9 protein-coding genes are annotated in these 13,110 nt (G+C 46.9%); 3 read left to right on the top strand and 6 right to left on the bottom strand.

Going from position 1 to position 13,110, the window contains the following annotated elements; all coding sequences use genetic code 11:
• Positions 1–206 precede the first annotated feature (206 nt).
• Positions 207–1,187 carry an AgmX/PglI C-terminal domain-containing protein gene (locus tag ACWB0I_RS06870; protein ID WP_479387310.1) on the top strand — a complete coding sequence of 327 codons (981 nt, stop codon included), beginning with the start codon at positions 207–209 and terminating at the stop codon, positions 1,185–1,187.
• Here ACWB0I_RS06870 and coaE read toward each other — a convergent pair.
• From coaE to ACWB0I_RS06840, 6 genes are all read right to left on the bottom strand, one after another.
• Positions 1,180–1,836, bottom strand: a complete 657-nt coding sequence (gene coaE, locus ACWB0I_RS06865; RefSeq protein WP_479387309.1) for a dephospho-CoA kinase — start codon at positions 1,834–1,836, stop codon at positions 1,180–1,182. The genes ACWB0I_RS06870 and coaE overlap by 8 nt on opposite strands.
• A gap of 2 nt (positions 1,837–1,838) precedes the next feature.
• On the bottom strand, positions 1,839–5,876 hold the full coding sequence (locus ACWB0I_RS06860; RefSeq protein ID WP_479387308.1) for a S8 family serine peptidase: 4,038 nt from the start codon (positions 5,874–5,876) through the stop codon (positions 1,839–1,841).
• On the bottom strand, positions 5,876–7,321 hold the full coding sequence (locus ACWB0I_RS06855; protein WP_479387307.1) for a tetratricopeptide repeat protein: 1,446 nt from the start codon (positions 7,319–7,321) through the stop codon (positions 5,876–5,878). The genes ACWB0I_RS06860 and ACWB0I_RS06855 overlap by 1 nt, the downstream gene beginning before the upstream one ends.
• 18 nt (positions 7,322–7,339) lie before the next feature.
• Positions 7,340–7,843: an LptE family protein gene (locus ACWB0I_RS06850; RefSeq protein ID WP_479387306.1), complete on the bottom strand. Its 504-nt coding sequence runs from the start codon at positions 7,841–7,843 to the stop codon at positions 7,340–7,342.
• Between the two features lie 2 nt (positions 7,844–7,845).
• Positions 7,846–9,009: a sigma-54 interaction domain-containing protein gene (locus ACWB0I_RS06845; protein ID WP_479387305.1), complete on the bottom strand. Its 1,164-nt coding sequence runs from the start codon at positions 9,007–9,009 to the stop codon at positions 7,846–7,848.
• Positions 9,010–9,350: 341 nt separating this feature from the next.
• Positions 9,351–10,499: an acyltransferase family protein gene (locus tag ACWB0I_RS06840; RefSeq protein WP_479387304.1), complete on the bottom strand. Its 1,149-nt coding sequence runs from the start codon at positions 10,497–10,499 to the stop codon at positions 9,351–9,353.
• Positions 10,500–11,070: 571 nt separating this feature from the next.
• Between ACWB0I_RS06840 and hslV the strand changes: the two genes are divergently transcribed.
• Together hslV and hslU are read left to right on the top strand one after the other, a co-directional pair.
• Positions 11,071–11,619 carry an ATP-dependent protease subunit HslV gene (gene hslV / locus ACWB0I_RS06835; protein ID WP_479387303.1) on the top strand — a complete coding sequence of 183 codons (549 nt, stop codon included), beginning with the start codon at positions 11,071–11,073 and terminating at the stop codon, positions 11,617–11,619.
• Positions 11,619–13,025 (top strand): ATP-dependent protease ATPase subunit HslU, encoded by a 1,407-nt coding sequence (gene hslU, locus ACWB0I_RS06830; protein ID WP_479387302.1) that lies wholly within the window; start codon positions 11,619–11,621, stop codon positions 13,023–13,025. Before hslV ends, hslU begins: the two co-directional genes overlap by 1 nt.
• Positions 13,026–13,110: the final 85 nt, after the last annotated feature.

Here is a 13,110-nt window from a genome sequence, read left to right as displayed (position 1 = left end):
GAAGATATTTGATGTAATTTAAATAAAAACAATAGGCAAATTTAAATAAAATTCGATAATAATACCTTTTTAGAGTGGACTCTTATATTAAATTATATTAATATGAACAGTAAAAATTAATTCAGTTAATTCACCGGTGATACCAATCACAATAAATTTTGGGTTTTTCTCCAATATTAAAATAAAAAAAATGGACTGAGGTAAAAGTGGCAAAGAAATTCAAATTCAATAAGGTCTTTGGGCTCCATTATTATGAGCGCTGGGATGAAACCTTCTTTTTTATTTTAATCTTTACGCTTTTGCTATTTGGAACTTTGATCTTCGTAAATATGCAGATTGATTATTCCGATTTTAATGAAAAGGCGGAACAAATTATCCGTTATAGGTACAAGAACTTTGTGACTCAGCTATTAATGGAAGAGATTAAACAAATTGAGCCCGAAGCTAAGGATGTGAAGGCTGTGGTTATTACCTCTCCCATAGAAATCACCAGTAAACAAAGGGTAGCCAGGGTCCAGCTTGCTCCGGAGCAGGCCGCCGTGCAGCGAAAAGAAGAACGAAAAAGAGTGGCTCAAAAAATTGCCAGTCAACCGCAGGTTAAAGGCATCCTTAAGGCGCCGGTCAACGCCCAGGTTGCGGAAGATGAGCTGCCCGAAGTGGACGATTATTTTAATGACATTCCGATTATTGAAGAGCAGGAAATAGCGGAAAAGGTAGCGCAAAGTAAAAACAAAATACCGACAAGCGTAAAATCTCAGGTTACCAATTTTGATGCGGGCGACGTTGACGGTCCCCCGGATAACCTGTTTAACTATGTGGTGCGGCGGCAGGGAACAGCCTATTTAGACGTACCCGATCAATTGACCAGAGAGCCTGTGGCCGACATCGGTTATCGCGATCCGGAAGAGATTGAGCGCGTGGTGCATCAATATTCGCCCATGATTGAATATTGTTTTCGTAAGCACACTAAATTTTCTGCAAATAGTCGGGGATTTATTAAAGTGGCTTTTAAAGTTTCCTACGAAGGGTTTGTCATCCCGGAGAGTGTGCGCGTTATTCATTCGACCATCCGGAATCGTGCGCTTGAACAATGCATCAAAAACTACATTCGTCACTGGCGTAACTTTAAGCCTCTGGATGAATCCATGGGCATTGCCCAGGTTGTGCAAAAATTTGTTTTTAACTAACCTTTGCGAATTGTCTTTCTTTTTTTACCTGCATGCTGAGTAGTTTTTCAAAAACGATCCGGCTATGTTTTTCTAAATCCGGCAAAGAGCCGCGGTTATCGATCACAAAATCGGCCCACTGTCTTTTTTCTTCCAGCGGAATTTGCTTATCCACCCTGGCTAAAAATTCGGCGCGCGTCATGCCATCGCGTTGTTTGACGCGTTTAAAACGCACTTCCAGAGGTGCGTACACCACAACGACGGCATCAAACATCTGTTCAATGCTGATCTCGTAAACCAGAGCGGCATCCACGGCCACAATGGGGTAGCGCTGTGAAAATCGGGCGCGTTCCAGTTCTTCCACCAGATAGGCCACCATGCGGGGATGGACGATCTGATTGAGTTTTTGCGTGCTCAGTTCATCTTTAAAGGCCAGGGCCGCCAGTTTTGAAGTGATTAGCTTACCAGAACGATCAAATATCTGGGAACCAAAGGTCTGACGCAGGGCATTTTTTACGCTCCGATCTCTCTGAATGACCTCTTTCGCTTTCTGATCGGCATTGATGACCCAGGCGCCCCATTTGCGAAAAAAACCGGCTACAGTAGATTGTCCGCTGCCAATTCCGCCCGTGATGGCCACCACTAAAGGAACTTTAAATTGCTTTTTCATCTTCACCTCACAATAACCAGTTTTCCTGTCTTTTCTTGTTTTCCATTTGAAATGTGATACAGATAAATGCCGCTGGCTACGCGCTTTCCCCACTGATCTGTCAGGTCCCAACGCAGCCCGCCGTAATCATTGACCCGTTTCAATGTTCTTACAAACAAACCATTAATATTAAAAATGTGAATTTCTGCTTTTTGGGGCAATTTTGCAAATATTAATTCCTGATCCTGTGCCGTGAGCGGCTGAGGATAAATGATAACCTGCGACAGATCTTCTACCGGACGAAACAGGCTAAATTTTTGGGATTCCGCCATGGCAACCTGCCAGCGGTTTTTGAGACCGGACACCTGTAAATAGACCGGCTGGCCAAAGCCGCCTGCCGGAGCATCAAGAGAAAGAGAGAGTGTGGCGCGCATGAATAATGAATCTGAAAAGGCAATATGTTGCACCGAGCCCCAGGGCCAGAGCTGGTAGTGATCGACCTGTACGGCCTGCGCGGAATCCATGGGCTGAGAAAAGGTCAATTGCACCTGGTTTCGGTTTTTGACCTCGATTTCCACAATGCGGGGCGCTTCGATTTCGGCCTTTAAGTCAACGACCATTCTGTCAAATTGGGGATGGATGGGCATTTGACAGGCATTGACCACCTGAGCAACGATGAGCGTATCGGGCGTGATGACCTGTTCGGGCAGGTCGAAGATGGCCAGTAAGGCGTTGTTGGCAACCAGTGGCGTAACGGAGCGCGCAAACAGACGATTCTCTTTAAGAAACACCCGGGCAGCCGGCTGTTTTTGGATTTGAACGGGCTGGTCAAAACAGAGCATGAAAACATGGGAAGCGATTTTTTGGAGGGCCTGTAAGCGGGGGGCCGGGCAAATTTCAACAGAATCCACATTGGAGCGGGGGCTCTCCAGCGAATCATCCAGCGCTGTAACCGCGTAATAATACCTGCTCTGCTGTCCAGAAAGTTGATTGTCAATGTACGATTTTTCCGTGGTTTCCTGTAATGGGGTAAGATCATCCGGCCGAGGACCGCGGTAAATTCTGAAAGTGTTGTAAAGCACGCCCTGCCAGGAAAGCTGAATACGCGTACTGTCCAGAGGACGGGCTTTTAAATTGAAAGGCGCGCTTAAAATCGTTTCAGGATTTTGAGAGAACAAACTCAGCTGCTCTCCATTATTGAACAGCACATCCAGATTTCCATTCTGATCCAGATCCTGAGCAATAATCGCATTGGAACGGCATGAGCTAATTTGCCAGATCACCTGCCATTGCTGTTGGATTTTTTCCAGAATGTAAAAGTTTGGGTAAAGCGAAAGAAAGAGAAAGGAACGGCCATGGTCTGTTTTAAATGTCAGACCGGCGTCAAATTTCTTTTTTGAGTAATAGGGGAAAAAATGCAAACGCTGCGTCAAACGCAATTCGCGCCATTGTTCGTCATATTTAAAGATGTCCAGGGTCCAATAGAGATGCGCCAAATCCGATTCAAATTGTCTCGCTTCCGAAGTATGGCTGAGTACAAATAAGGATTGATCGCCAACCTCCAGGAGGTTAGTGGCATCGCTCTGGTACGATTTTAGGGTTTGCCACAGATGAAAGTGAAAGGCCTTGTCGCAGGAAAAGATCAGCACATCGCCGTCATAATCGCCAAAGGCCAGCTCATTCTGACCGTCTCCGTTAAAATCATGAACCACTACTCTTGGCGATCCCAGGCGATTTTCACCCGCGCTGTAATTTTGAAGAATAGCCACGGGCGAGAAATTGAAATTTCCCAGATTGTTTAAGACCAGATAATTTGCGTCGCGGTAACCTACAATTTCGAATTGCCCGTCAGCGTTGCAATCGGTCAGGTTGCCGGCCCACAAGTTGGAATCCTGCCAGACCGTTTGAAAGGTGTTTGTCTGCGGCAGATATTGCAGTAAGCGGGCATGGTTCCCATAAGTCACCAGCAGTTCTGCCCGGCCGTCGCCATTCACATCCTGCGCATCGCGGGCAAACCCGCGCGAGTCCAGGCTCGTCAAAGGCTGAAAAACATGGTCGGTAAATTCGAAGACATTTAAGGAGCCAATGCCCCCGCCTTCCATGTATTCGCTGACCACAATTTCTGGCCTGCCGTTTAAGTTAAGGTCGATGGACTTGCCCAGCAACCATCCGGAAAGCGGAGCCTGGTCCACAGACTGTTCCTGCCAGGGACGCCAGAGTTTAGCGCTAAAAAATAACTCCGGGATGTTAACGGTTGTGGAAGCAGCCAGCCCCGCTTGATTGGTGGCGATCAGTTTCAAGTAGCTGGCCTGGCCGATCTCCTGTTCATTCAGGGTGACAAAGTGTTCAGCAAATTCGTTTTCTCCCTTTAGGCTGTCGAGAGCCGGCCCATTCTTTGCCTGCAAAAACAGCAGTTTTAATTTTACCGGATCATCCGTCACGGTGTGCAGTAGGCCAACAAGCTGTTGCCCGTCAAAAGCAGGATCAAAAATCAATTTTTGAAAGCGGGGCGGTGTGCGGTCGATCAGCGCCTGGGCCTGATCATTAATGGTGGTCCGGTTCAGCAGCTCCATCTGCAATTGAAAGGTAAGCAGCGTGTCTGGCAGGTCGTTGACCGGCATCAAAAGCAGAGTATCATCGTAAAAGTAATGAAAGGACCATTGCTTTAGCGCTTTCCAGTTTTCGGGATGGGGCCCCAGGCCGTAACGTAACGTAAGCGATTGTAAATCGGGATGGTAGGCGCTGCCCGTAAGCAGGACAGAAAATGTATTGTTCCTGGTATGGATGGTGCGCGCTTGCAATTGCAGATTTCCCCCGTTCTGGATTTGTAAGGCCTTGCCGGCATTGAGACGACCGGCACCTACCTGCCAGGAGGGATTGCTCAAATTCTGGTCTGCTGTGTTGCGCAGAATAGCGCGTATGTTTTCATTGCTGAGCGCAGGATTGGCGGAAAGCAGCAGAGCGCAAACCGCGCCGACCATGGGGGCGCTAAAAGAGGTACCGCTAACCGTTCGGTAGCTATTGTTGGGCGCCGTACTGACAATTTCTGTCCCAGGAGCGATTAAATCGATCCCATAACCAAAATTGGAGAAAGAACTCAGACGGTCGGTGGAATCGCTGCTGCCCACGGCAATGGTCTCTTTGAGAGCAGCCGGAAAATAGACCTGTGGCAGGCCTTCATTACCGGCGGCAGCTACAAAGGTCAGGCCCTTTTGCCACAAAAAGTGCAGCACGTCTCGAAAAAGCGTGGAAATTTTGACATCCCCGAAACTCATGTTGATAATTCGGGCGCCCATGGCATAGGCGTAGAGCATGGCCTGAATGACATCGTCTTCTTCCAGGTAACCGGAAGCCGTGCCGGCCCTGATGTTCAAAATTTTAATGTGTGGAGCCAGACCGGCAATGCCGCGCAAATTGTTAGCAGTGGCTCCGATAATGCCGGCGATCTCCGTGCCGTGTCCTCCCAAAAATTCATCCATGGGATCGGGGTCGGGATCTAAGTAATCTCCTCCGTCGGCAAAGCGCGGCGCATCGGTAAAATCCCAGCCTCGTACATCGTCAATCAGACCGTTGTGGTCATCATCCAGACCGGGCGTGCCGTTGAGCTCCGCGCTGTTGATCCACAGGCTGGTTTGCAGGTCAGGATGGGTGTAATCGATGCCCGTGTCGATGATGGCCAGCAGCACATCGGGCGTTCCCTGGCTAATTTGCCAGGCGCGGGTAATGTCGATTATCTTTAGGTACCACTGTTCGCCGACCAGACTATCGTTGGTTAAGGGGAAAACTTTAAAGCGCCCGACCGGTTGAAACGATTCGATCCACTGTCGATTTTGAAATTCAGATAATTGCTGAGAATCGGCCGTTAGAACGATCCAGTTTTTTAATACCGGAATCTCTTGCTTAAAGGTCTGAAAGGTCTGAAGGCCTATTTGAGCGGTTTTCAGAAATTGCGGATTGTTCAATGGTTGCAGACCGGTGGGTGTGGTTTTAACAAAGAACGTTCCGCACCAGGCCAGAACATGCATTCCCAGAATGAGAAGGATTAAAAATGTTAATTTCATTATTTTTTAGCCACGACCAGCTTTTTCAAAAATTCAATTTTTTTTCGGATGCGTTCATTGTCCGGGTCCTTTTTGGCCAGGGCGCTAAAGACCTTCAGGGCGTCTTCAAATTTGTGCTGGGCAATCAAAATTTCGCCAAATGTAGGGGTAAGCAAACTGGGATTGGACAAAATATCTTCAATATTTACGTTTTCGTTTTCGGCCTGCGATTCCATCTGGTCGATCTGTACGCGACGCACGGAAGATTCGTCGCGGCGCTGTTCGCTCTCCTTGAGGCGTTTCAGCACTTCATCCACATCGGAAGAAGATTCGTCTTTCTCCTCTTCTGCGGAAGGAGGCTCTTCCGTGGGAATTGCCGATTCCTGCATATCTGATTCCGGTTCTACCATGTGTTTTTCGATTTCATTGTATTCTGTAGATCTGATGCGTTCCAGGTCTTCTTCCAGGTTGTTGAAATCGCCTAACGGACGTTCTTCTTCTTCCGATTCATCCGAAAGAGAATCCAGTTCATTTTTACGGTGATCGGAGAAAATCAAGATCGTGTCCAGATCGCTGACAATGGGTTCCTCTTCTGCTTCTTCCTCTGGTGCTGCATTTGGTTCTTCTTCTGCTTCTTCCGGTTTAAAAAGATCCGACATCCACTGCGTAAATTCTTCGCGCTCGTCAGTTTGTTGCTTGTCTTGAGGCTTTTCCTGTTCTTCAGGCGCTGGCGCTTCGGAAAGCGGAGCAGGTTCTTCTTCCTGTTCGGCGCCCAGCCCGGGTGAAACCGCAGAAAGTTCTTCCGGAAACGAATCTTCCTCTTCATCATTCAGGCCGGAGTCTACCTCGAAGAACGATTCATCGATTTTTTCAATTTCTTCCTGCGCGTTTTCCGGAACATCGAACAGTTCGTTCTCGTTAACGCTGGAATGTTCATCAATCTCTTCCAGAATCTGATTGCGTTCATCTTCATCGGTCGGTCTGGAATCATCCAGGATCTCTTCCAGGTCGAGCATGGCGCCATTGCTTTGTGTGGCTTCTTCTTCCTCCTCAAACACCGGCGGAGTGTAAAGTCTGGAGAGTAAACCTTCGCTTTCCAGGAACTCATGCAGCTCATCGTCGTAGGGATTGAACAGATAGGCATTGAGCAATGTTTTTTCGCCCAATTCCTTATTGCGGATTTTGTAATACAGATAGGCCAGACCTTTTAAGGCTTTTACATGACCGGGCAGCAAATTCAGAGCCTGTTGATAGGCTTTGATGGCCTCGTCATTCATATTTTTTAACTGATAACAGCGAGCCAATTGTACAAATCCTTCGGCATAGAAGGGAAAGCGTTTGACCCCTTCTTCGCATAGTTCCAGAGCGTCATCGAGTTCATCTTCTTCGAGTAAAAAATCGACTTTGTGGGCAAACAGAACCGATTCGCTACCGACGTTTAGAATGTAATCTTTTGGACTGATCATTACATCCCTCTCTTTCTCTTACCAGGCCCCCAGAGTGGCGTTTAAGATGTCTTCGGCGATTAATTCCAGAGCCTCATTGATGGCCTGTTCCCGTTCTTCCAGACCGGCCGAAGCATCCAGGGGGCTGTATTGTTGAAATGTTTTTTCAAACAAAACTTTAGACGTTTTTACGTCCTCGCATTTGACTTTTACGCTAACGACCAATTTGTCTTCGGCCACTTCTTCACCCTGACGCACTACGGCTGGTTGCAGGCGGATGGGTAAAATGGTGCCGCTTAAAAGCAAATCGGCCTTAGATTCATCTACGACTTTTAACGTGTTATCTTTAATAAATTCAGTTGTTAATAGCTGATTTAAGGTCTCCGGCACTCCAGGGTCCGGTGTCTGATTGTCAAATAAAGGTACGGCAATGGTTTTAATGTAAGAGGGTAAAGAGCCCTTAAATGAGTAGTAACCACAGGCCGTTAACAATAGCAGTCCGGCCAGTAGCATTCCTTTTGCTTTAAATGAATTACCAGACATGGTTACGACAATCCATATTCGTGCAACTTACGGTACAGTGTACGTTCGCTAATTTGCAGGGCTTTGGCTGTTTTGCGTCGGTTCCCGTTAAATCGCTTCAGGGTTTCCTTGATCAATTCCCTTTCCATGGCGCTGATCGAAGTGGGCTTGATTTCCTGAGAATTGTTCTGGCCGATCTCCTGTTCTTCCTGGGCCACAGGCATCTGATTTTTCATCCAGTTCATCTGGGTTTGAATGAATTGGCCCAGCATCTGTTTGAGTTCAGTAATATCGAGTTTTAAAGAAATTAAAGTGCGGTAAATGAGTTCGCGTTCCGCCTGATCCGGGGTTTTGTTTAGAGGAACGGGTAAATTTTCGGCAGCGGAGTAGCGGTTGTCCAGATTGAGCGCAGAACGCACGTAGGAAGAATGGATAATCTCGCCACGATTCAGCGTAATAGCGGTTTCCACAAAGTTTTTGAGTTCGCGCACGTTGCCCGGCCAATCGTATTCCTTTAACACTTCAATGGCTTCCGGGGCAAATCCTTTAAAGTAGATCTGATTTTTTCGCACATATTCATCGGCAAATTTTTTGACCAGCACTGGAATATCTTCTTTGCGCTTGCGTAGTGGCGGAATAACAATGGTGATGGCTTTTAAACGAAAGTACAGGTCCCGTCTGAATTCGTTGTTCTCCACAGCCTGTTCCAGATTTTTATTGGTGGCGGCAATGACGCGCACATCGATTTTAATGGGCGAGGTTCCTCCCACGCGAATGATTTCAGAAGTTTCCAGAACACGTAATAGTTTGACCTGAGTATTTAAGGGCATTTCACCGATTTCATCCAAAAAAATGGTGCCTCTGTTCGCTGCTTCAAAATAGCCTTTGCGCTGGGCTATTGCTCCGGTAAACGAGCCTTTTTCATGCCCAAATAATTCAGACTCCAATATGCCTTCGGGGATGGCTCCGCAGTTCACCGAGATGAGGGGGTTGTCCCTGCGCTTACTCAGGCGATGAATGGCATTGGCCACCACTTCTTTACCTGTCCCACTCTCGCCCTGGATGAGGACGGACAAATCGGTTGGCGCAATCATCTGAATGGTTTGTAAAATTTCCTGCACCGGCTGGCTAACGCCATAAAAACCCAATTTCTCTTTTAATTCTTCCAAAAACTGATTACTTTCCATGCTGATCTACCGTCCTTATTAACAAACTAAAACTCAGTCATTCATAATGGGCAAAGCTGCATTTGGACAATGAATTGAAGTTCATGATTACAATTCAACCCGTTTGCTGTATTTTCCCATTTTATGTCCTTCCGTTCGTACTCCTTTAGCAATCGGCTTAGAAGAAGGAGAACGGTTTTGTAATATCCTAAAACTCGAAAGCAAATCTTCACCATTAGCTCTATTTAAATTTAGAACGTGCCCAAATTGATTAAATTTATGAAATTAGATTATTCATAGCAATTCCCCGTCAACTGGCCAATTTTACCCATTTTTGTTTAAAAAGTTTCCGATGCCTGAACTCAAATTTTAATAAAGATTTTTTTAACATATAGGCCCCACATGGCGGCCAGCAAGATGAGCACCAGGGTTAGGGCAAATGCTAAGGATGCATTGAGCGGATTTAACCAGGAAGCAAAAAAGGTGTTGTAAATCCACTCGTGCAAAGTCACTATGCGCCCGTCAACAAACCAACGGATGACGTACAATAGGTCCGCAATGATGCCGGACAAGACATACACGGTAATGGCATTGCTGCCGTAAACCACAAAAGGCTTTGCCCAATGCTGATTGTTTTTGTAATCGATGAAATAATAGAAAAAGGCCAGGACAATTAAGGCCAGACCGGCCATGAACACGGCGTAGGAACTGGTCCACAAATTTTTATTGATCGGTAAAAACTGATTCCAGATTAAACTGATCCAGATCGCGAAATTACCCCACAAAAACATCTGCACAATTTTTTCCAGATGCGATTTTGAAGAACGAATCAGATGGCCGGTTAACACACCAAAAAGGGTAGTGGAAATGGCCGGCAGTGTACTGACCAACCCTTCAGGATCCCAGGTTCTGTTTTGGGACCACATGTGTCCTTTTAATAGCAGACTATCGATGTAAGCGGCAAAATTGTGGCCTTTAGCCAGGCTGCCGGCGCCGATTCCGGGTACGGGAATCCAGGACATCTTTGCCCAATAAACAAATAATAAACCGATGGCCCAGGCCCATTGACCTTTAGGCGAGGTGTGCAAAAAGATCATGGATGCGACAAAGTAACAGAGGGCAATCCGTTGTAAAACGCCCATGAAGCGCAGGGTGGAAAAATCAAAATGGGGAAAGGCATTTAGAAACAGGCCCAGGAAAAATAAAATCAATGTACGACGCGCTATTTTTTTGAGCAGCGCTTCCTTGGGTCCGTTTTGCTGTAGGCGCCGTGAAAGGGCCAGCACAATGGCCACACCGACAATGAACAGGAAAAATGGGAAGATCAGATCGGTAAAGGTCCAGCCGTGCCATTCGGCGTGCCTTAGCGGCCCATAAACGTGGCTCCAGCTGCCCGGATTATTGACCGTGATCATGGCTGCGATGGTAGCCCCGCGAAAGGTGTCTAAAGAGATGAGTCGTTGGCCTGGTTGCACGGCTAACTCCCTTTTGCTTAAAATAGCAATCTGCAAAATGTAAAATTCCTGCCCATTCCCAAGCTGATGCAATGGAATGGGCGCTTGTTGGCCGGCACAAAAAGAGCCAGTGTCTGGCTGTTAGTGCCGTTTTCAAAATAAATTAAACAATCCGCTAACAAATTAGCAAATGAATATTTTAGAATACTTCCTTCAGAAGATGTAATGCAATAGCGGGCGAAAATTTTTGTGCTGTATGAGGAAGTAAAGTCGTTGAATTGTTGATTTGTTGATTTGTTGAATGGTTTGATGTTCCGTCCCAGTGAATCGCAATTTCCACTGCTTTTCAACCGGCTTGAAAGCCGTCTAGACGTGCGCTTTTTGCGGTTTTTAAAGGTGGCGGCTTTGCTGCCTTAGAGAGTAAGCTCACATCTCACTTTTTGTTGGATATGAAGCAGAAGAGTAAATTTTCACCTTTCTGATTGACCAGATTCAGGCGTCTAACGCTCCACCAGCTGCCGGGCAAATTTCTGGCCTGCGATCGAACTTTATTTAACTTTTTAGAACAAATTCCGTAAATTTGAGTTACACGATTTTCACAGTACAGTAAAGTAGAAGGATTTAAAGAATGAATGAACATCACACTGAAAAGATTTACGCCACAACCATATTAGGTATTCGACACAAGGGTCAGGTGGCCCTTGCCGGCGACGGGCAGGTAACCATGGGGAGTACCGTAATGAAGCATTCGGCTACTAAAATTCGCCGTTTGTACAATGATAAGATTTTGGCGGGTTTTGCCGGGGCCGCAGCCGATGCCTTTACCCTGTTCGAACGGTTTGAACAAAAATTGGAGCAATATTCCGGCAATTTGCCTAAGGCAGCGGTCGAACTGGCCAAGGATTGGCGGTCGGACAAATATTTGCGTCGTCTGGAAGCTTTACTGGCCGTGCTGAATGCAAAGCACACCTTTATCATTTCCGGCACAGGCGATATTATTGAGCCCGATGACGGCATTGCGGCCATTGGTTCCGGCGGACCGTATGCTCTGGCCGCTGCCCGCAGTCTGGTCCGACATTCAGACCTGAATGCAGAGCAAATCGTTAAAGAGGCCCTGCAAATTGCCAGTGAAATTTGCATTTACACCAATGATCATATACGCGTGGAGGTGTTGTAATGGATGCCCACAAAAAACAGAAACTCTATGATGAAACGATTGCCCGAATGGCTGAATTGACCCCCAAAGCGATTGTCAAAGAATTAGATAAATACATTATTGGCCAGGACAAGGCCAAAAAAATGGTGGCTATTGCTTTACGTAATCGCTGGCGGCGTCAGCAGGTGCGTCCCGAATTACGCGAAGAGATCATGCCCAATAACATTATTCTCATCGGGCCTACGGGTGTGGGCAAAACCGAGATCAGTCGCAGGCTGGCCAAGCTGTCCAATGCGCCTTTCCTGAAAGTGGAAGCCTCCAAGTTTACCGAAGTGGGTTACGTAGGCCGGGATGTGGAATCGATGATTCGTGATCTGGTGGAAATTGGCGTGCAGATGGTGCGCGAAGAAAAGACCAAAGAGGTGGAAACCAAAGCCCGGCAAAACGCCATTGAACGCATTTTAGATTTGCTCCTTCCGCCAATCAGCCACCATCCAAAACCGGTTGGAGAAATTCAGGAAGGCGATGAGCTGGAATTGCGTCATCAACGGACGCGGGAAAAACTGCGTGAGCAGTTGCTGGCTGGTCAATTGAACGATCGGATCGTAGAAATTGATACACCCGCTGACAACATGCCCATGATGCAGATTTTTTCGCCCATGGGCATCGAGGAAATGGGTTTAAATATTCAGGAACTGTTTGGCGGATTAATGCCCAAAAAGATGAAAAAACGAAAAACATCCGTAGCCGAAGCGATGAAGATTTTAACACAGCAGGAAGCTCAAAAACTCATCGATATGGAAGAAGTCATACGTATTGCTCTACATCGTGTTGAAAATTCGGGCATCATCTTTCTGGATGAAATTGACAAAATCGCCGGCCCGTCCAGCGGCAAACACGGTCCGGATGTTTCGCGCGAAGGGGTTCAGCGCGATTTGCTGCCGGTGGTAGAAGGCACCTCCGTTCTCACCAAATACGGCATGGTTAAAACCGATCATATTCTGTTCATCGCAGCCGGCGCCTTTCATGTGAGCAAGCCATCGGATTTAATACCTGAACTGCAGGGCCGTTTTCCCATCCGCGTTGAGCTGAACAGCCTTACCGAAGATGATTTTGTGCGCATTTTAACCGAACCCAAAAACGCTCTTATCACCCAATATCAGGCCATGTTAGAAACCGAAGGCGTAAAGCTGACCTTTACGGATGAGGCCATTCGTGAGATAGCCCGCATCGCCACGGTAGTAAATTCACGCGCCGAAAACATCGGCGCCCGTCGTTTACACACCATCATGTCCACCTTGCTGGAAGAAATATTGTTCGAAGTTCCGGAGAAAAAACAGGAAGAGCTGGTCATTGACAAAGAGATGGTGAGCCAAACACTGGAATCCATTGTGGAAGACGAAGACCTGAGCCGGTACATTCTTTAAAGGTTAAATAATCCATGTAACTCAAGCTTCAGCTTAAGCTTGAGCATCAGCATTTCGAACTAAAGTTCGAGTTACGGTTGTGTAA

This window comes from Caldithrix sp. (assembly GCF_056497305.1).
The sequence above is the reverse complement of the archived record's forward strand: the minus strand, read 5'-3'. Positions and strand labels throughout refer to the sequence as shown.

What these genes read in the sequence shown, in the direction of transcription:
- ACWB0I_RS06845 (WP_479387305.1), bottom strand. Translation starts at nt 9,009, where the DNA reads ATGGAAAGTAATCAGTTTTTGGAAGAATTAAAAGAGAAATTGGGTTTT.
- hslV (WP_479387303.1), top strand. Translation starts at nt 11,071, where the DNA reads ATGAATGAACATCACACTGAAAAGATTTACGCCACAACCATATTAGGT.
- ACWB0I_RS06850 (WP_479387306.1), bottom strand. Translation starts at nt 7,843, where the DNA reads ATGTCTGGTAATTCATTTAAAGCAAAAGGAATGCTACTGGCCGGACTG.
- hslU (WP_479387302.1), top strand. Translation starts at nt 11,619, where the DNA reads ATGGATGCCCACAAAAAACAGAAACTCTATGATGAAACGATTGCCCGA.
- coaE (WP_479387309.1), bottom strand. Translation starts at nt 1,836, where the DNA reads ATGAAAAAGCAATTTAAAGTTCCTTTAGTGGTGGCCATCACGGGCGGA.
- ACWB0I_RS06860 (WP_479387308.1), bottom strand. Translation starts at nt 5,876, where the DNA reads ATGAAATTAACATTTTTAATCCTTCTCATTCTGGGAATGCATGTTCTG.
- ACWB0I_RS06855 (WP_479387307.1), bottom strand. Translation starts at nt 7,321, where the DNA reads ATGATCAGTCCAAAAGATTACATTCTAAACGTCGGTAGCGAATCGGTT.